This is a genomic window from Sulfitobacter sp. L-8 (genome assembly GCF_056859255.1).
In genome coordinates, this window is sequence record NZ_JBSXOD010000036.1 from 35386 (window position 1) to 53905 (window position 18520).

Genomic DNA, 18520 nt, shown 5'->3' on the forward strand with positions numbered 1-18520 from the left:
AAAAGCGATTTTTCGCAGCTTCACAGGCGTGATTACGCCTAGCCGTGGTCTGGACCCCACCGAGCAGAGACCTTACCTATGGCCCACCGCAAGGAGTCACCCATGCCCAAACCGTCCCTGATCCTATATCTTGCTGCTCCGCGCGGGTTCTGCGCCGGGGTCGACCGTGCCATCAAGATCGTCGAGATGGCGATCGAAAAGTGGGGGTCACCGGTGTATGTGCGTCATGAAATTGTCCATAATAAATTCGTCGTCGACGGATTGCGCGACAAGGGTGCGGTGTTTGTGGAAGAACTGTCCGAATGCCCCGACGACAGGCCAGTGATATTTTCGGCGCATGGGGTGCCAAAAGCTGTGCCTGCGAAAGCCGAAGCGCGGAATATGGTGTATGTCGATGCGACCTGTCCTTTGGTAAGCAAGGTACACATAGAGGCCCAACGACACGCCGAAGCCGGATTGCAAATGATCATGATCGGTCACGCCGGCCATCCCGAGACAATAGGCACCATGGGGCAGCTTCCCGAAGGTGAGGTTCTGCTCGTCGAAACACCGGCCGATGTAGAAAAGGTACAAGTCCGCGACCCGGCCAAGCTGGCATACGTCACGCAGACCACATTAAGCATCGATGACACTGCGGAAATCGTCGCGGCGCTGAACCGGCGCTTTCCTTCGATTGTTGGGCCCCACAAAGAAGACATTTGCTATGCCACCACCAACCGCCAGGAAGCGGTCAAGGCGATGGCTCCGAAATGCGACGCGATTCTGGTTGTAGGTGCTCCAAACTCCTCTAATTCCCGCCGCTTGGTCGAGGTCGGCGCACGCGCCGGCTGTGGATACGCACAGCTCGTTCAGCGTGCACACGATATTGACTGGCGTAGCCTGGAAGGTATCGCAAGCATGGGCATCACCGCAGGTGCGTCGGCCCCGGAACAGTTGATCAACGAGGTCATTGATGCCTTCAGGGACCGGTATGATGTTACCATAGAAATGGTCGAAACTGCTGTAGAAAACGTAGAATTCAAAGTGCCGCGCGTGTTGCGGGCATCGGCATGACAGATGTGCCCCGGGCTCCGCTGTGGATCGGGCTGGCAAGCTTGATCCCTTTTGTCTGGGGGGCTTTGACCTCTGCAAATCAATCTTTGGCGCTCTGGGCTGCCACGACATTGGGCGGACGGTTTGTCGGCCCATATATACAGCTATTTTACGGGGCGGTAATCCTGGCATTCATGTCGGGCATACTGTGGGGCTTCGCCACCAAGGTCGAAGGACCACGCGCAACCACCGGGTATTTGCTTGCCGCCGTCCCCGCGCTTTGGGTGTTTTTCATGACAGGTGGTGGCCCAGTCAGTGCGGGGTTCAATCTTATGTTCGGTTTTGCCGGTTTATTGGTGCTGGATTTTGCCTTTTGGCGGTGGGGCCTGGCCCCCGACTGGTGGATGAAGCTACGCATTCCGCTGACGGCAATTATCCTGATTTGCTTATGGACCGCAGTTTTCCTGTAAGCCGCCCCTGCCAGTGACGTTTATGCGACTCACACGAATGCGTCACTGCCGTTCAGATGGGCCGGCACAAGGATCAAAGTTCATGCCCTAGAGTACGATAGGGGCTGGACGCCGCCTGCCCAGACTAGATATGTCTGCGCGCATGGCGAAGCTGATTGCATACACCGATGGAGCCTGCTCAGGTAACCCCGGCCCTGGAGGCTGGGGAGCATTGATGCAAGCGATGGAGGGCGACAAGGTCGTCAAACAACGTGAGCTGAAAGGTGGGGAGCCCAACACCACTAACAACCGAATGGAATTGATGGCCGCGATAAGCGCACTGGAAGCGTTGGCGCGCCCTACCGAAATCACGATCGTCACCGATAGCAACTACGTCAAAAACGGCATCACCGGCTGGATTCACGGCTGGAAAAAGAATGGCTGGAAAAACGCTGCGAAAAAACCAGTGAAAAATGCCGAGCTTTGGCAAAGACTGGACGAAGCAAACGCCCGCCATTCCGTCACCTGGAAATGGGTCAAAGGTCATGCTGGTCACCCAGAAAACGAACGTGCCGACGAATTGGCGCGGGCCGGCATGGCACCGTTCAAGGGCAAATGACGCTTCTCGGCCTGCTTGATTACGCATCGGTTCTGGTTTTTGCAATCACTGGTGCGCTGGTGGCAAGTCGTGCCCAGCTCGATCTCGTTGGGTTTGCGTTCATTGCCTGCCTCACTGCATTGGGCGGTGGAACGTTGCGCGACTTGTTGCTCGACCGTGATCCGATTTTCTGGATCAACAACCCCATGTATCTTGGCGTCGGCGTTCTTGCGGCGTTGATCGTATTTTTCACCGCACATTTGCTGGAAAGCCGATATCGCGCATTGATCTGGCTAGACAGCTTTGCCTTGGCCGTTGCCGTGGCGGCTGGCACCGGCGTCGCGCTTTCGCTTGAACAATCGCCGACAATCGTGGTTCTGATGGGCATCATAACGGGTTGCATGGGCGGATTGATGCGCGATGTCGTGGTGGGTGAGGTTCCTTTGGTGCTTAAACAGGGCGAACTGTATGTCACCGCCGCCTTTGCCGGATCGACAGCTGCGATCGCCGCACGCGCCATACTCGGCGAAGCGGCTACAGCACTGGTTATCGGGGCCTGTGTCACATGGGTTCTGCGGGCAGGATCTTTGTATTTCGGCTGGCACCTGCCAGTGTACAAAAGCCGGCCGCCGCGCGTCTGAGGCTATTTTCGCCGCCAATGAAACGGCACGATGATCAGTGCGCCGATCGACGAAGCGATGGCATTCAGCCCGGCTGAGCTAAATCCGATACCGAACATGAGGCGCACGAAATAAAACAGGAATGCGCCGCCCACGCAGATGATGATCGACGCTAGATAACCGTTCCGGGTAAAGCCGGTTCTTTCCGCGACATAGCCAACGATGCCAGCGATCACAACAGTACCGATCATTGTCGGAAACATGTTCTATCCCCCGCTCAGCATGGTGCCTGGCGCAATCTGGGCCCCGCGTTGGAACGTGTCTGCATCCTGCGCCGCTTTGCCCGCGCGTTGCAACTGCGTCAGCTTCACCGCGCCCTGACCACACGCCACGCGCAAACTCTCGTCCAGCACCTCTCCGGTGCGGCCATCGCCATCGTCCAGCCGGGATTGCAACACCTTGATGCGCACACCATCATGTTCAAACCACGCGCCAGGAAAAGGCGACAGCCCCCGGATCAACCGATCAACTTCGACCGCAGGCCGTGACCAATCGATACGCGCCTCGCTCTTGTCGATCTTCGATGCATAGGTCACGCCTTGGTCCGGCTGCGCTTCGGGAACAAGGTCCGGCAGCTTTTGCAAAGCCTCTACAATCAGCCGTGCCCCGATAGCGCTTAGACGGTCGTGCAATTCGGTCGTCGTTTCGTGCAATCCGATCGGCGTGGTCTCACTCAACAGCACCGGGCCAGTGTCCAGCCCCGCTTCCATCTGCATGATGCAAACGCCAGTTTGCGCATCGCCCGCCATGATGGCCCGGTGGATCGGGGCCGCCCCGCGCCAGCGTGGCAACAAGCTGGCGTGGATATTCAGGCACCCATGACTTGGTGCATCCAAGACGGCCTGCGGCAGGATCAGACCATATGCCACCACCACAGCAATATCCGCATTCAGATCCGCGAACTCCGCCTGAGCTTCGGGGGTCTTTAGCGAAGCGGGATGCCGCACCGGTAACCCCAATTCCTCAGCGCGAAGCTGCACCGGACTGGGCCGATCTTTCTTGCCGCGCCCGGCGGGGCGTGGGGGTTGGCAGTATACGCACGCGACATCATGGCCAGCCTCTACCAACGCGTCCAACACCGGCACCGAAAACTCGGGGGTTCCCATAAAAATGACACGCATACAGTCCTCCCCGGGGGGTTTAGTGATATTTAGCTTACGGTCTTCCTGGCTTTGCGCAACAACATGTCACGCCGCATTCTGCTCAAGTTGTCGAAATACATCCGGCCAGCCAGGTGATCGATCTGGTGCTGTACGCTGGTTGCTTCAAGCCCGACGAAATCACGCCGCGTCAAGGAACCTGTTTCATCTAGATATTCAACTGTCACTCCGCGGGGTCGCTTTATCTTGGCCGACACCCCAGGCAGGTTCGGGCTTGCTTCTTCATATTCATTCATCACCGCGGACGCATCCACCACAACCGGATTGGCGAGCCTGACGCGCCGATTGCGGCCCTGCGAAGCGTCGACCACAGCAAGCCGAAGCATCACGCCGATCTGCGGGGCCGCCAGGCCAACCCCCGGCATTGCATCCATCGTGTCGATCATATCGTCCCAGGTAGTGCGGATTTCATCGGTGATTTCCGTCACCTCTGCGGCAATGGTACGCAGGCAGGCATCTGGCCACGGAATGATGCGTCGAACCGTCATTGCACCCCGCCCTGAGCCTGTCGGTCGTAGATAACGATCCCGTCAAGGTGATCATTTTCGTGTTGAACGATCACCGCCTCCGCACCGCTGAAACTTTCGGTGTACATGCCCCGGGTATCCGCCCAGCGCAAAGTTACCTCTGACGCTCGGTAAATCTTCATAGGAACGCCGGGGATAGACAGGCAAGCCTCTTCGCCCTCTACACGCTGCTCCGACACGCTCAGGATTTCCGGGTTCACACAGACGACAGGCGACGGCACGCCGGATTTCCAGTTGGCATCGAACACAAAGATACGTTCCGTCCTCCCAACCTGCGGCGCGGCAAGACCACGCCCTTGGGCTGCATACATCGTGTCGAACATGTCAGCGATCAGTTGCTCTAGCTCAGGGGTAATCGCGACGACCGGCACGCATTGCGTGGAAAGGCCGGCATCTGGCCACAAAACGATATCGAGCACGCTCATTCGCGAGCCAATTCGCGTTTCAACTTCGCCATCTTTCGTGTGATCATCTGGCGGCGCAGCGGCTTGAGGTAATCAATGAACAATTTACCATCAAGGTGATCAATCTCATGCTGTACACAGGTCGCCCAAAGCTTGGTAAACGTCTCGGTGTGTTCGTTACCATCGCGATCAATCCAGCGCACATCCACGTCTGCCGGTCGCGTCACATCAGCGTATTGGTCAGGAATAGATAGGCACCCTTCTTCATAGGTATTCAACTCGTCGGAAGATGCAATCACTTCGGGGTTGAACATGATCATCGGGCGCGGTGCTTCGGCTTCGTCTTTAACGCAATCCATCACGATCAAACGGTTAAGCACACCAATCTGGGGCGCGGCAAGGCCGATGCCCGGCGCATCATACATCGTCGCCAACATATCATCTGCCAGACTGCGCAACTCATCCGTCATCTCGGTAACGGGCGCACAGGGCTTTTTCAGCCGGGGGTCGGGGTGAAGGAGGATATTGCGTTTCATAAAGCTGATTTAGGACAACGCAGCCTCCGCTGCAACCTCGGGGCTTGCGGTCATGTCGATTACGTATAGCGTGGCCGCCAAATCTGACAGGAGCACCGAATGAACTTCGACGAAATTATCGACCGGCAAGGCACCCACAGCTCCAAATGGGACAAGATGGAGCCTATCTACGGCGTCCCCGCAAACACCGGTATTGCCATGTGGGTCGCAGACATGGATTTTCGTCCGCCGGCCGTGGTTCAGGACGCTCTGCAATCCATGCTTGACCATGGGATTTACGGATATTTCGGGGACGACCGTGAATATCTGAATGCGATCCAGTGGTGGATGGATAACAGGCATGGTTGGAAGATCGACCCCGAATGGGTCTTTACCACCCACGGGTTGGTGAACGGCACCGCGATGTGTGTGGATGCCTTTACCAATCCCGGTGACGGCGTTGTGCTGTTCACGCCGGTATATCACGCATTCGCACGTATCATTACTGCTTCGGGGCGCAAAGTTGTGGAATGCGAGATGGTCAATAACAATGGCCGCTATGAATTGGACTTCGAAGCGTATGACGCCCAGATGAATGGCGACGAATCGATGCTTGTTTTTTGTTCGCCGCATAATCCCGGCGGACGGGTCTGGACCAAAGCCGAGCTGGAGCAGGTGGCAGCATTTGCAAAACGACACGATCTGGTGCTGGTATCGGATGAAATTCACCACGATCTGACTATGCCAGGATGCCATCACACCCCTATGGCACTTATCGACGGTATAGAGGATCGGTTGGTAATGATGACAGCCACGACCAAGACATTCAACATCGCCGGCTGCCACTCGGGTAATGTGATCATCGCAGATCAAAAATTACGCAGCATCTTTGCTCAACGCATGGCGGCGATGGGGCTTTCACCGAATTCGTTCGGGTTGGTGATGGCAACCGCAGCGTATTCACAACAAGGTGCTGCATGGGTGGACGAACTGGTGATCTATCTCGATGGCAACCGCAAAATGTTCGACGCGACGATCAACGCGATACCAGGCCTAGAATCGATGCCGCTAGAATCGACGTATCTGGCATGGGTGGATTTCAAGAACACCGGGATGAAGCAATCCGAGGTCACCTCCCGCATTGAAAAAACAGCCAAGATAGCTGCAAATCACGGGGCGAGTTTTGGCAAAGGAGGCGAAAGCTTCATGCGCTTCAATATCGCTACGCCACGCACCCGTGTCGAAGAAGCCTGTGCGAGGCTTCGTGACGCGTTTAAAGACCTACAGTAGTCTCAGGAAAAGGCGTTGGCGGTGATCAGCCCCGCCGGCGCTCCACCTGATTTTTCGAAATCCAATGCGGCTTTGTTCGAAACCTTCGTGGCACGTTTGAATTCGAACAGCATTTCCCCGTCTTCTTCATCCACAGCGATGACCAGACATTGAAACAGATGTATCGACCCATCGTATAAATCGACCAGCCCCCGCAACTGGGGTGCGTTTTCTGCCTTGAGTGAAAACCCTGTCGACCAAAAACGCAGTACCCGGTGATACGTCCCGTCGACTTCGACGCGTAACCGTGAAGCTTTGCGCAGGCTTTCTGTACGGGCGGCTTCCAAGCCCGCCTGAATTTCTTTTGACAGTGCAATTTCCACAGCATCCCCCCGAACTGTTGTAACTTCAAGCGTGGCGCACCCCACGGTAAAATCAAGAGATTCTCGAAAATATTTTCCGTCGTGCGCCATTGACGTGCGCCATTGCAGACCCGATGTGCGCCACCGCGTATGGCTAAATTGGTCTCTGGCATTAGCTTTATCCCGAACATGTGAAGGAAATATGTATGGGCATTCTGGTCGACGGCGAATGGCAGGACAAATGGTATGATACGGCAGCGTCGGGCGGAAAGTTCGAACGTTCCGCCGCCAAGTTTCGTAACTGGGTGACCACGGATGGCCGCGCTGGAATTTCCGGAGACGCTGGTTTTCCGGCGCAATCCGGGCGCTACCACCTTTACGTTAGCTATGCCTGCCCATGGGCGCACCGCGCCTTGATCTTCCGTGCTTTGAAAGGGCTGCAAGACCATATTTCCGTGTCGGTCGTGCACCCCGATATGCTCGAAGACGGATGGACCTTTGATACTGATTTCAACGGCGCGACCGGAGACAGTCTTTTCGGTGATAGGTATATTCGCGACATCTACACCAAGGCTGCGCCAAAATTCAGCGGGCGTGCGACTGTTCCGATCTTGTGGGACATTCAGAAGAATACGATCGTGTCTAATGAATCGTCCGAAATCATCCGTATGTTCAACAGTGCATTCGACACAGTGACGGGTAACGAGGATGACTATTGGCCCCTGCCCTTACGCGATCAGATAAAGACCCTTAACGATCGCATTTATGACACTGTAAACAACGGCGTATATCAGGCCGGATTCGCCACAAGCCAAGAGGCCTATGACAGCGCGGTATATCCGCTGTTCGATAGTCTGGACTGGATAGAATCGATCTTGGCGGAAAATCGTTATTTGACCGGATCAACACTGACAGAGGCTGATTGGCGGCTGTTTACGACGTTGGTCCGCTTTGACTTGGTCTATCATCTGCACTTTAAATGCAATCGTAAGCGGATCACTGATTACCCCAATATCTGGGCGTACACGCGCGAACTGTATCAAATCCCCCAGATCGCGGAAACGGTGCATTTTGACCATATCGTGCGCCACTATCACTATAGCCACGATATGATTAACCCCCATCGCATCATTCCCATCAACCCAGTCCTTGATTTTTCTGCACCGCATGACCGCGGGCGGTTGGAGGCGAAATAGAAACAATCAACAGCGCGGCGGTTATCCATCAACTTGCAAGCGTCCACACAGGGCAATGCAGGATGCTATGCGACCCTACCCCTTAGGTTACCATCGCCGCGGCTTTTTTCAGGTCGACCGACACCAGCTGGCTGACGCCTTGTTCCGCCATCGTCACACCGAACAATCTGTCCATCCGTGCCATCGTCACAGCATGGTGCGTAATGATCAAAAACCGTGTGTTGGTCTGGCGGCACATCTCGTCCAACAGATCGCAAAACCGCGTGACATTCGCATCATCCAACGGCGCGTCAACTTCATCCAGCACGCAAATCGGAGCCGGATTTGCCAAAAACACCGCGAAGATCAGCGCCATCGCCGTCAATGTCTGCTCCCCTCCCGACAGCAGACTAAGGGTGCTCAGCTTCTTCCCGGGAGGCTGGCACATGATCTCCAGCCCGGCCTCCAGCGGGTCGTCGGATTCCACCATGACAAGATTGGCCTCGCCACCATTGAAAAGGTGACGAAACAGCATTGAGAAGTTGCTGTTCACTTGTTCAAACGCCGTCAAAAGCCGTTCACGCCCTTCCCGGTTAAGGCTGGCTATCCCGCTTCGAAGCGTCCGGATCGCTTCGGTCAGGTCGGTCTTTTCGGTGGTCAGGGTATCGTATTCTTCCTGCACGCTTTTCGCATCTTCCTCGGCCCGCAGGTTTACCGCCCCCAATGCCTCTCGTTGGCGCTTGAACCGGCTGACGTCCGTTTCCAACGCCTCGGTTCCGGGTATCTGATCGGGGGAAAGACCCAGTTTGCCAAGCAGTTGGTTGGGGGTGAGCTTCTGCTCTTCGGAAATCCTGTCAGCCGCATGCGCAACAGTCTCTTTCGCCGCTTCGGTACGCGCTTCGGACCGGGCGCGCGCTTCGCGAGCTTCCGATGCCAACCTCTCAGCCTCTCGTTCCGCCAACGTCGCCTCTCGCAACGTGGTCTCAGCGGCCGCCAATTGATCGGCAGCCTCGGCCTTGCGGTTTTCGGCTGTCACGATCGCTCCGGTCAACTCGTCACGCTTGGCGGCGATGTCAGCAGGAACACAGGCCGCTGTTTCCAATTCTTGCTGAGAAGCCGCCTTACGTTCAATCAACTCCGCGCTACGCTTGTCAGCAGTCTCGAGCCGATGCCTCCAGCCGCTCAGCTCCTTGGTCACCTCTTGCGAACGCCTAAGGCGGGCGTCCCCCTCGCGGCGAAGCTCATCATGGGCAGACCGGCGTGACATCATCGCGATCCGCGCGCCCTCGACTGTCATCCGCAAAGCGTCCACTCCCTCGCGGGCTTTGCCGACATCACCCAGCCCCGCCAACACCCGTTCGGCCTCGACAACTGACCGACGCGCCTCCAATGCTTCTTCATCGTGACGTGCGACAGCAAGCCCCAGGCTTTCCAGGCGCCCCTCGGCAAGATTGCGGTCCGCTTCGGCGCGGCTCAACGCTCGGCCTGCGTCGGCAACAGCGCGATCGGCTTCCCGGCGCGCCTCGCGAGCCCGCTTGTCTGCTTGGGTCTGCGCGTTAAGGGTATCTTGCAGTCGCTCATGCGCGTCACGTGCGCCATCCGCGCGTTGGGTTGCTTGTTCCAATGCCTGTTTCAGCACCTCAAGCCGGTTGATTTGTTGCAGCCGTAGGGCCGCGGCCGATGGCGCGTCTTCAGCCCACGCCCGGTAACCGTCCCACCGCCACAAATCGCCCTCGGGCGAAACCAGCCGCTGACCAGGTTGCAGCGACGCCTGCAACCGAGGACCGTCATCCGCGTCGACCAACCCGATCTGGGTCATCCTGCGGACCAATACATCAGGCACTGAAACATGAGAGGTCAATGCAGTGACGCCTGCTGGAAGAGGCTGCACCGATGGATACTCGGGCAAAGCAGCCCACCCAGAAGGACCGTCGATATCGACCTCTGGCGCACGCAAATCGTCGGCCAGTGCGGCACCCAACGCTTTTTCAAAGCCGTGCTCGACCTGCAACCGATCCAGAAGCTGGCCGCCCTCGGCTGTGTCGCGCTCAACCAACTTTGCCAACGCCCCGGCTTCGGCCCGTAAGGCATTCATTTCCCCTTCCGCTTCGGACCGTTCAACCCGGGCGTCAGCTTCCCGGTGCTGTGTCTCTGCGCGGGCTTCCTCCACTTCGGCAAGTATTTCCTCGGCACTTGCCGCCTGTTCAACCGCATGGGTTTCAGCGGTTTCTGCAGCGTTGAAATCACTCACCGCCTTGGCCAAGGCCGCTTGGCTTTCTTCCACGGCTTGCCGGGCCCTGAGTGCCTCGGCTTCGGATTTGCCCAGGGTTTTGCGCTGATCCGCAAGCAGACGTTCAGCGGATCCATGACGCGCCGCCAGCCGGGCTACGTCTTCTGTCAGCGATGTAAGCTCTTCCTCGTGGTCCTGGAGCGCGGCTGCGGCTTCACGTGCGGCGTCAGCGGCAGCTTCGAGTGTGTCTGCGTGTCCTGCGCCCGCTTTCTCAAGCTCGCGGGCCTCCCATTCCAGACGCTCTATGGTCTCGACGGCATCGCGGTTCAGACCTGCTTCTCGGTCGATATCATGTCCAAGCTGCGCAATGCGTTTCTCCAGTGCTGCAATCGTCGCCTTGGCGCGGGTGTCCTGTTCGGCCAGACTGTCACGCTCGGTAAGCAGCCTTTGCAACACCGCCGACGCGATCGCGTCCTCCTCACGCAGGGAGGGCAGTGCATTTTCCGCCAACTCACGTTCTTTTGCCGTCAGCCGGACGGAAGCCTCTGCCCGAGCCGCTTGTGTGACGCGTTCACGCAGATCGCCCGCAGCCGCAGCCCGTGCATCATCTGCCTCGCGCCAGCGCCGATACAGCAACATACCCTCGGCCTTTCGCAGATCATCGCCGATTTCGCGATATCTGGCGGCCTGTCGGGCCTGACGACTTAGCTGGGCAAGCTGGGTGGCCAGTTGCTCAATCACGTCATCCACGCGAGTCAAGTTGGCCTCGGCACCGTTCAACTTTAATTCGGCTTCATGCCGTCTGGCATATAGTCCGGAAATGCCGGCGGCTTCCTCCAGAATACGTCGTCTGTTCTTGGGTTTCGCGTTGATGAGCTCGGCAATCTGACCCTGGCGTACCAGTGCAGGCGAATGCGAACCGGTCGACGCATCTGCAAACAACATCTGTACGTCACGTGCCCGAACATCTTTGCCAGCGGCTTTGTAGGCGCTACCGACATCCCGGGTGATCCGACGTATAATCTCGATTTGGTCGGCGTCGTTAAAGCCTGCCGGGGCCAACCGCTCCGTGTTGTCGATGTGAAGAGCAACCTCGGCAAAATTTCGGGCCGGACGGGTCGATGCACCGGCAAAGATGACATCCTCCATGCCGCCTCCACGCATCGCGGTAGGCCGGTTTTCACCCATTACCCATCGAAGCGCTTCCAAAAGGTTGGATTTACCGCATCCATTCGGCCCGACGACGCCGGTCAAGCCGTCAGCGATAATCAGATCCGTAGGATCTACAAAGCTCTTGAAGCCAGTTAGTCGAAGCTTGGAAAAGCGCAACCTGTGCCCTGCCCGTGTGATTCCAGTAGTGGCACAGGGTGGCGGGGTTCACCAAGCCGTGTCAACCTATGCACACAACAAGAAGCATATCACGCACTGCTTATCCACAAGAGATTGTTCCGGCACCGCCGTGGCAACCCGCCCCCTTTGCACGCTAAGCGTCCGATGCGACGGCCGAAACCGGTCATCCTTCATTCATGATGGCCGCCTTCGACCAGCCCGATCGCAATCCAACCGGATGATCACCAACGCCTGATCGCCCAACACTTCCTTGACGCTGCACCCGCTCACCGTCATTGCCGCGACACTCGCCCGGTCTCTGATTACGCCGAAACGCGGTGCATATTCGGGATTGATGCGGATGGCTTCAGCGGTTTCCCCCCTGACACGTACATCAAATACCGACCCTTCAACCGTGATGCGAACAGGTTCAATACCGCGAAAATACGGACCCGGGGTGTTGCATCCGCTACCTATTAAAGCAACAAATCCTAAAACAGCGATGATCTTCATCGAAAAACCGTAGGTCAACGCCACTTAACGATCCCTTAACATACGACGAGCCAGCGAAAATCGCATTGCCGCTTGTAGCCATTGGTCATATAATTTGACCAATCCAAGGATAATATCATGCCCTTTCGCCCCATATCTTCCGAAAAATTATCGCATGCTGTGGTGCGTCAGGTCGAAGAGCTGATCCTGCGTGGTATCTTGCGGCCGGGCGAAAGACTTCCTGCGGAACGCGAACTTGCCGAACGGCTCGCTGTTTCCAGACCTTCTCTTAGGGATGCGATTGCTCAGCTCCAGGCGAGTGGGTTGCTCGCATCCAGGCCTGGCGCAGGGGTATATGTTGCGGATGTGTTGGGCGGGGCATTTTCGCCTGCCTTGATCGACCTGTTCGGGCGGCATGATGAAGCGGTGTTTGATTACCTGTCGTTCCGGCGTGATATGGAGGGGCTTGCCGCAGAGCGCGCAACCCGATTGGGATCGGATACCGATCTTCTGGTCATAAAAACGGTATTTTCCAAGATGGAAGCGGCGCATCAAAAGCGCAATCCCGATGAAGAAGCGCAGCTGGACGCACAATTTCACATGGCCATCGTCGAAGCCAGCCATAACGTGGTCATGTTGCATATGATGCGGTCAATGTATGATCTGTTGCGCGGTGGGGTGTTTTATAACCGGCAGGTGATGTTCAAGCAGCGTACGACCAGATCCGCCCTGCTTGATCAGCACCGGAGCATTAATGATGCCCTCCAATCGCGGGATCCGGAAGCCGCCCGCACTGCGGTCGAGGCCCATCTTACCTACGTTGAAAACGCGCTTAGGGACCATCAAAAGGCCGAACGAAACGAGGAAGTGGCGCGGCAGAGACTCCAGCACGAAAGCTAGAGCGAAAATCTACCTTCCTTGCTTTGGCGTACGTGCCGGTGCATGAACAAATAAAGGCCCCGGAGCGATCCGAGGCCTTAATCAATCTAGCTTGCAGGTTGCTCAGTGCAGCTTGGCATCGACCTCTGCGATCGCGCTATCGATCAATGCGTTGCCTTCAGCGGCGGTCATCTTCTTGGCGATAACCTCCTTCGCGGCGGCAATCGCAATCACGATCGCCTGATCGCGAACTTCCTTCACAGCAGCAGCCTGAGCGGAACCGATCTGCTCTTCGGCGGCGGCAAGACGACGCGTGATGGATTTCTCAAGGTCGATCCGTGCCTGATCCGCAGCTTCGTTTGCTTCGGCTTTTGCGGCGGTGACGATACGGTCTGCCTGATCCTTAACTTCCTGCTGTTTACGCTCGTAGCTGGCCAGAAGCATCTGAGCTTCCTCACGCAGCGTATGAGCTTCGTCGAGCTCGGATTTGATCCCATCTGCACGCTTGTCCAGCAGGCCCGCCAGAACCGATGGCACCTTGTAGTAAATCAAAACCGCTACAAACAAGATGAATGCCATCAAAACGATGAAATCGGTGTTTGTCAGCGAAAAGAAAGCCCCGCCAGCGGCGAATGCTGGCGATGCGACCGTACCGGCAATAAGTGCTGAGAAAGTCAAACGCATGGCTTATCCTTTCATCCGGGCATCAACCGCCGCGGAAATAGTTTTCGCATCAGCCGAACCGCTCAAAGCAACAACAATCGCTTCGGCAGTATCCTTGGCCACTACTTCGACATTCTGCATGGCGGTTGCCCGAATTTCGCTGATGGCTTTTTCAGATTCTGCGGTTTTTTCGGATATTTCCACATCTGCTTCGGCCATCGCCCTGGCAAGATCTGCTTGAATATCCGCTTTCGCGGCCGCGATGATACGCTGCGCTTCCGCGCGCGCCTCAATCAACGCCTTGTCGTATGCGGCTTCTGCCTCTGTCGCCTTGACCTTAAGGTCTTCGGCAGCAGCAATGTCATTGGTGATCGTGCCTTGGCGTTCAGCCAAAACAGCGCCAATACGCGGCAGGGCAACGCGCGACAGGATAAAATAGATCGCGACCAACGCTATAATCAACCAGAATATCTGATTGCCAAAGGTCGTGAAATCCAGTTGAGGCATGCCAGGTGCGGTATCGGCCGGCGTGTGGGATTGTACCCCCATCACGTCAGCAAGGCCGTCGCTATTTGTAGTCTCGGTTGCCATGCTGGCCTCCTGTCAAAACGGTCAAATCCCATGGGCAGCGGACCAAAGCCCGCTGCCCGAAGCGTAAGGAAGTGTCAGTCTGACGCTTAAACGGCGAACATCAGCAGCAGGGCAACGAGGAACGAGAAGATCCCGAGTGCTTCTGCAAAGGCGATGCCGATGAACAGTGTGGCAGTCTGACCGGCAGCTGCCGAAGGGTTGCGCAATGCGCCGGCAAGGAAATTGCCCGCTACGTTGCCCACACCAACTGCCGCGCCGCCCATGCCCATGCATGCCAGACCCGCGCCGATGTATGCGCCCATTTGTACGATATCGCCTTCCATGAGAATTCTCCTTACGATGGAATTGAGGTGATGAAGTGGAGCAGGTCAGAATGACCCACGCCCGTTGTTAGTGATGCGGGTGAAGCGCGTCTTTCAGATAGACACACGTCAGAATGGTGAACACGTAAGCTTGGATAAACGACACCAGAACCTCGAGCCCGTACATCGCGGTAATGGCGACAACGGACAGCGGTGCAATCGCCGCGATCGCCGCAAAACCTGCGAACACCTTGATAACGGCGTGACCGGCCATCATGTTACCAGCCAAACGAATAGAGTGGCTTACCGGGCGTACGAAATACGAGATTACTTCGATCAATGCCAGGATCGGACGGAGCGCCAGAGGCGCGCTGGATACCCAGAACAGCTCGAGGAACGAAGCGCCGTGCTTGACAAAACCCAGGATCGTCACGGCAAAGAATACCGCAAATGCCATAATCGCCGTCACAGCAATATGCGAAGTGGGCGTGAATGCCATTGGCAACAGACCCAGGAAGTTCGAGAACACGATAAACATGAACAGGGTCATGATATACGGAAAGTACTTTACGCCTTCTTTACCGCAGATGTCTTCGACCATCTTGTAAATAAAGCCATACGCCAGTTCGGCGACCGACTGCATTCGCGTCGGGACGATTGCCCGCTTCGAAGTTCCCATAACCAGCAACGCAAATACTGCCAGCACGGCGATGGCCATCCATACAGTAGAGTTGGTTATCGTGTACCAGGATACTGCACCGTCGCCGAAGAACGGCTCGACGATGAACTGGTCCATCGGGTGGAAAACCAATCCGCCCGCCTCTGCGCCTTTTGCTTCTGCAACCATCTCAGGCCCCTTTATCCTCGTCGGCCTCTTCGGCCACTTTCTTTTCCTGGATCTCCTGCGCGGAACGGAGCATTGTCTTCACTCCCGCCGCGAGGCCCAGCATTACAAACAGCACCATAAATATCGGGAGCGTTCCAAGGAACCAATCCAGCGAATATCCGATGCCAAAACCAATCCCGAGACCGGCGCAAAGTTCGATTACCATCCGCCAGGCAAGCGAGGCCTGGGAATAGTGTTCATCCACCCGAGGTTTCGGCGCTTGCGCGCGCTTGGCGGCTTCGATCTTTGCCTCTAGCTGCTTTAGCCGCTGCTGTTGGTCTGGATCGGTCACGCCTGAACCCTCACGAGATGTGTTGCGCAGTAGCTACTTTTACCCGCTGCCAGAGTCAACAGTGTGGTGGATTAACGTAACATCCTGATTATATTTAGATTTATTGTTTGCAGCCCGTGGGGTTTATCCGAATTTCAGGGCTGCGCACCATCAAACTCGACGGTTTCCTTATTCAACCTTTCGGTTGAACATGCGATACATTAGCTAGGCCTGGCAGGATCACCAGACCTTGTGTCTTTCAATATTGGATAATGCCCACACCATGACCGCCAGTCTTGATATTGTTTTCGCCGCCCTCGCCGACCCGACGCGCCGGGCCATACTAGCTATGCTGCTCGAGGACGACATGGCGGTGACGGACGTCGCTGAACCCTTCGCGATTTCGCTCGCTGCGATTTCCAAACATTTGGGAGTGCTTGAGCGCGCGGGGCTGATCACACAGGAAAGGCGCGGTCGCGTGAAGTGGTGCAAGCTCGAACCATCCGCTCTCAAACCGCCATCGGTCTGGATGCAGGGGTTCGGCCAGTTTGAACCGGTAAACCTTGATGATTTCGAGAGATTTATCGCGGCTGAACTCGTTTCGTTCCGTTCTGGCGCGACAACAGAAGTAACAGAAAGCAGGCAGGACGAGGAAAGGGAATAATTGGCTCTTCCGCGACGAGGTTTTACACGGAAGAGCCAAGAATGAAGCTGTTAAATCACACCGAACGCAAAACGCAAGATGACCAAAACAACTACAATCAAACCAATCAGATAAATAATGCTACGCATTGAGAAGTCCTTTTATAAACTTTCTGTGACCAAACGCGAAAACCACCCTCCGGGTTCCATCAAGCCCAGGATATTGTTTCAGCCGTCATCGCGCAGCAGCAGATAAAGAGCAATAATCGTCAAAAGCACCCCTGCAAGCACCGCCAAACGTGGGGTCCCGTTGCCAAGCGCGATCTCCCACAAAATAACCCAACTGGGCGTCAGATAGGTATAGGCCATCACCTTGGCCGAGGGCAGTCGAAGCGACGCGAACTGCAAGAGGACGAAAGTTGCCGACGACGCGGCTACCGCTACATAGAAGATGGTGATCCAGACAATCGACGGTAGCTCGACCCAATCGGTGCCCAGAACATCTCGCCAGCCGTAGATCAACAGCAGCGCTGCCCCCGCGAGCAGAGTGCCAAGCGTGAACACCACCGCGGGCTCCCCTCGGTTCAGCTTGCGAACCATCGGCGTATACAAGGCGTGGCTGATACACCCGACAAAGAAAACGGCTTCGCCCCGTCCAATCTCGAAGTTACGAAGCGCCTCCAGGTCTGCACGGAAAATGACCCAAAGCGAACCGCCCGCCCCAATGGCCAGCGCGAACGCCATGCGCGGCGTCGTTATTTGCCCCAGTAACAGCCAACCAAAGCCAGCCGCCATGACTGGCGTCAAAGTAAAGACCGCAGAGGCACTGACGGGCGGCGCTGTTTTGAGCCCCTCGAACATCAGCACGAAGTAGACCGCAAACAGCGCCCCCAAAACAAGATATCGCCAAGGCGCACGTGCCGCTTCGCGGTGAAAGCCCGTGGTCGTCACCACGGCAACCGCAATCACCATCGCTGCAATGATGAACCGCGCGGCATTCAAGGCCGCTGGCGAAATCAGATTGGCCGACATGGAGCCCAGCGAAAATGACCCTGCCACCAAGGCAGAGAACGTCAGCATTGCAAGATGCCCCTTTAGGTCGGGCCGCATCAAACCAAGCCTTTAGCATTGCTTTTGAGAAACTTCACCAAAGCCTGCACCTTTGGTGTTCGATGCAGATCAACATGCGTTACCAGCCAAAGCGGAGAATCCCATTCCGGTAGCGCGGGATGGATTTCGATCAGATCCGGGTTATTCTTCGCATCCCTTTGGTTCAGGAACCCGATGCCGGCGCCGCTCAGGATCGCTTCGGTCAGCGCGTTGGAATCCAGACAGCGGAATGTCATTGCGTCCTTCGGAACAACTTTATGCATCCACTGGAAAAAGGGCGCGCGCATCTGCATGTCATCGTGAACCACAAAGCGATGCTTTGCATAGTCCTCGACGCCGGCAGGTATCCCGAACCTGTCTACATAAGATTTATGCGCATAAAACCCGACCCGGAGCGTGATGAACGGTTGAACGACATTGTCGGGTTGGTCTGGTGCCAATCCTGCCCTGATCGCCACATGTGCCTCACCGTACTCAAGTCTGAACAGCCGCTCACCGGTCAGAAACCGCACAGTGACATCGGGGTTTTCCTTTTGAAAGGCCACCAGAACCGGCGTCATCCACCCAACCAGTTCAATTAACGATGTAACGACAAGCTCTCCTGATATCGTATCGCCGCGCCCTTTGATCCGGCTGGCAAGCTGGCTGAACTGGTCATGGGTCGCTTCTGCCACCCTTAGCAAATCCTCGCCCGCTTCGGTCGCCTTGTATCCCCGCGCATGGCGTTGAAAAAGCTTTACCGAAAGGCGCGCTTCGAGCGCATCGATGTGACGTATCACCGTCGCATGATGCACGCCTAACACCTCGGCAGCACCACTTACCGTCCCCAATCTCGCCACCTGATAGGCAGTCTTGATCTCGTCCCAGTTATCCATCCGCGAGTCTCTCAACAGCGCTTTGCGCCCATTGTGCAAATTTGAACACGCACCACGCGTTTACGCAAGTTGCGTTCGC

General features: G+C 56.5%; 23 protein-coding genes. 8 read left to right on the top strand and 15 right to left on the bottom strand.

Features of this window, described 5'->3' with window-relative positions:
- Positions 1–102: 102 nt before the first annotated feature.
- The 4 genes from ispH (at position 103) to AC13DE_RS04495 (ending at position 2720) form a co-directional block, all read left to right on the top strand.
- On the top strand, positions 103–1053 hold the full coding sequence (gene ispH / locus AC13DE_RS04480; protein ID WP_483047172.1) for a 4-hydroxy-3-methylbut-2-enyl diphosphate reductase: 951 nt from the start codon (positions 103–105) through the stop codon (positions 1051–1053).
- Entirely contained in the window at positions 1050–1502 is a 453-nt protein-coding gene (locus tag AC13DE_RS04485; RefSeq protein WP_483047173.1) for a DUF3429 domain-containing protein, read from the top strand. Before ispH ends, AC13DE_RS04485 begins: the two co-directional genes overlap by 4 nt.
- A gap of 142 nt (positions 1503–1644) precedes the next feature.
- Positions 1645–2100, top strand: coding sequence for a ribonuclease HI (gene rnhA, locus AC13DE_RS04490; RefSeq protein WP_446296626.1), 456 nt, complete (start codon positions 1645–1647; stop codon positions 2098–2100).
- Positions 2097–2720: a trimeric intracellular cation channel family protein gene (locus AC13DE_RS04495; RefSeq protein WP_446296625.1), complete on the top strand. Its 624-nt coding sequence runs from the start codon at positions 2097–2099 to the stop codon at positions 2718–2720. The genes rnhA and AC13DE_RS04495 overlap by 4 nt, the downstream gene beginning before the upstream one ends.
- A gap of 2 nt (positions 2721–2722) precedes the next feature.
- Here the strand turns inward: AC13DE_RS04495 and AC13DE_RS04500 are convergent, their stop codons facing one another.
- From AC13DE_RS04500 to def (AC13DE_RS04520), 5 genes are read right to left on the bottom strand one after another with little or no spacing between them, the layout of a single operon-like run.
- Positions 2723–2962: a hypothetical protein gene (locus AC13DE_RS04500; RefSeq protein WP_446296624.1), complete on the bottom strand. Its 240-nt coding sequence runs from the start codon at positions 2960–2962 to the stop codon at positions 2723–2725.
- Between the two features lie 3 nt (positions 2963–2965).
- Entirely contained in the window at positions 2966–3880 is a 915-nt protein-coding gene (fmt, locus tag AC13DE_RS04505) for a methionyl-tRNA formyltransferase (RefSeq protein WP_483047174.1), read from the bottom strand.
- A gap of 29 nt (positions 3881–3909) precedes the next feature.
- Positions 3910–4407, bottom strand: a complete 498-nt coding sequence (gene def, locus AC13DE_RS04510) for a peptide deformylase (protein WP_446314275.1) — start codon at positions 4405–4407, stop codon at positions 3910–3912.
- Positions 4404–4871, bottom strand: a complete 468-nt coding sequence (gene def / locus AC13DE_RS04515; protein ID WP_483047175.1) for a peptide deformylase — start codon at positions 4869–4871, stop codon at positions 4404–4406. Before def (AC13DE_RS04515) ends, def (AC13DE_RS04510) begins: the two co-directional genes overlap by 4 nt.
- Positions 4868–5386, bottom strand: a complete 519-nt coding sequence (def, locus tag AC13DE_RS04520) for a peptide deformylase (RefSeq protein ID WP_446296620.1) — start codon at positions 5384–5386, stop codon at positions 4868–4870. The genes def (AC13DE_RS04515) and def (AC13DE_RS04520) overlap by 4 nt, the downstream gene beginning before the upstream one ends.
- 99 nt (positions 5387–5485) lie before the next feature.
- Between def (AC13DE_RS04520) and AC13DE_RS04525 the strand changes: the two genes are divergently transcribed.
- Positions 5486–6655, top strand: a complete 1170-nt coding sequence (locus AC13DE_RS04525; protein ID WP_446296619.1) for a MalY/PatB family protein — start codon at positions 5486–5488, stop codon at positions 6653–6655.
- Between the two features lie 2 nt (positions 6656–6657).
- On the opposite strand, the gene AC13DE_RS04530 is transcribed toward AC13DE_RS04525, so the two are convergent.
- A complete protein-coding gene (locus AC13DE_RS04530) occupies positions 6658–7017 on the bottom strand; it encodes a hypothetical protein (RefSeq protein WP_446314273.1) in 360 nt (119 codons plus the stop codon).
- Positions 7018–7202: 185 nt separating this feature from the next.
- Between AC13DE_RS04530 and AC13DE_RS04535 the strand changes: the two genes are divergently transcribed.
- A complete protein-coding gene (locus AC13DE_RS04535; protein ID WP_446296618.1) occupies positions 7203–8192 on the top strand; it encodes a glutathione S-transferase family protein in 990 nt (329 codons plus the stop codon).
- 82 nt (positions 8193–8274) lie between these two features.
- Here AC13DE_RS04535 and smc read toward each other — a convergent pair whose 3' ends face one another.
- Together smc and AC13DE_RS04545 are read right to left on the bottom strand one after the other, a co-directional pair.
- A complete protein-coding gene (gene smc / locus AC13DE_RS04540) occupies positions 8275–11730 on the bottom strand; it encodes a chromosome segregation protein SMC (RefSeq protein WP_483047176.1) in 3456 nt (1151 codons plus the stop codon).
- Between the two features lie 195 nt (positions 11731–11925).
- On the bottom strand, positions 11926–12267 hold the full coding sequence (locus AC13DE_RS04545) for a hypothetical protein (RefSeq protein WP_483047177.1): 342 nt from the start codon (positions 12265–12267) through the stop codon (positions 11926–11928).
- A 93-nt stretch (positions 12268–12360) separates the two neighbouring features.
- Here AC13DE_RS04545 and AC13DE_RS04550 point away from each other — a divergent pair, with 93 nt between their 5' ends.
- Positions 12361–13122 carry a FadR/GntR family transcriptional regulator gene (locus AC13DE_RS04550; RefSeq protein WP_483047178.1) on the top strand — a complete coding sequence of 254 codons (762 nt, stop codon included), beginning with the start codon at positions 12361–12363 and terminating at the stop codon, positions 13120–13122.
- A 102-nt stretch (positions 13123–13224) separates the two neighbouring features.
- On the opposite strand, the gene AC13DE_RS04555 is transcribed toward AC13DE_RS04550, so the two are convergent.
- The 5 genes from AC13DE_RS04555 to AC13DE_RS04575 form a co-directional block, all read right to left on the bottom strand.
- Positions 13225–13785, bottom strand: a complete 561-nt coding sequence (locus AC13DE_RS04555) for a F0F1 ATP synthase subunit B (RefSeq protein WP_446314269.1) — start codon at positions 13783–13785, stop codon at positions 13225–13227.
- A 3-nt stretch (positions 13786–13788) separates the two neighbouring features.
- A complete protein-coding gene (locus AC13DE_RS04560; RefSeq protein WP_446296613.1) occupies positions 13789–14355 on the bottom strand; it encodes a F0F1 ATP synthase subunit B' in 567 nt (188 codons plus the stop codon).
- An 86-nt stretch (positions 14356–14441) separates the two neighbouring features.
- Complete coding sequence (locus AC13DE_RS04565; RefSeq protein WP_138662497.1) at positions 14442–14678, bottom strand: F0F1 ATP synthase subunit C; 237 nt, start codon at positions 14676–14678, stop codon at positions 14442–14444.
- Positions 14679–14745: 67 nt separating this feature from the next.
- On the bottom strand, positions 14746–15504 hold the full coding sequence (locus AC13DE_RS04570; protein WP_446296612.1) for a F0F1 ATP synthase subunit A: 759 nt from the start codon (positions 15502–15504) through the stop codon (positions 14746–14748).
- Position 15505: 1 nt separating this feature from the next.
- Positions 15506–15835 carry an AtpZ/AtpI family protein gene (locus AC13DE_RS04575; RefSeq protein WP_446296611.1) on the bottom strand — a complete coding sequence of 110 codons (330 nt, stop codon included), beginning with the start codon at positions 15833–15835 and terminating at the stop codon, positions 15506–15508.
- A gap of 262 nt (positions 15836–16097) precedes the next feature.
- Between AC13DE_RS04575 and AC13DE_RS04580 the strand changes: the two genes are divergently transcribed.
- Positions 16098–16478: an ArsR/SmtB family transcription factor gene (locus tag AC13DE_RS04580; RefSeq protein ID WP_483047179.1), complete on the top strand. Its 381-nt coding sequence runs from the start codon at positions 16098–16100 to the stop codon at positions 16476–16478.
- A gap of 206 nt (positions 16479–16684) precedes the next feature.
- On the opposite strand, the gene AC13DE_RS04585 is transcribed toward AC13DE_RS04580, so the two are convergent.
- Positions 16685–17566 carry a DMT family transporter gene (locus AC13DE_RS04585; RefSeq protein WP_483047180.1) on the bottom strand — a complete coding sequence of 294 codons (882 nt, stop codon included), beginning with the start codon at positions 17564–17566 and terminating at the stop codon, positions 16685–16687.
- Positions 17566–18441, bottom strand: coding sequence for a LysR family transcriptional regulator (locus AC13DE_RS04590; RefSeq protein ID WP_446314266.1), 876 nt, complete (start codon positions 18439–18441; stop codon positions 17566–17568). Before AC13DE_RS04590 ends, AC13DE_RS04585 begins: the two co-directional genes overlap by 1 nt.
- Positions 18442–18520 lie beyond the last annotated feature (79 nt).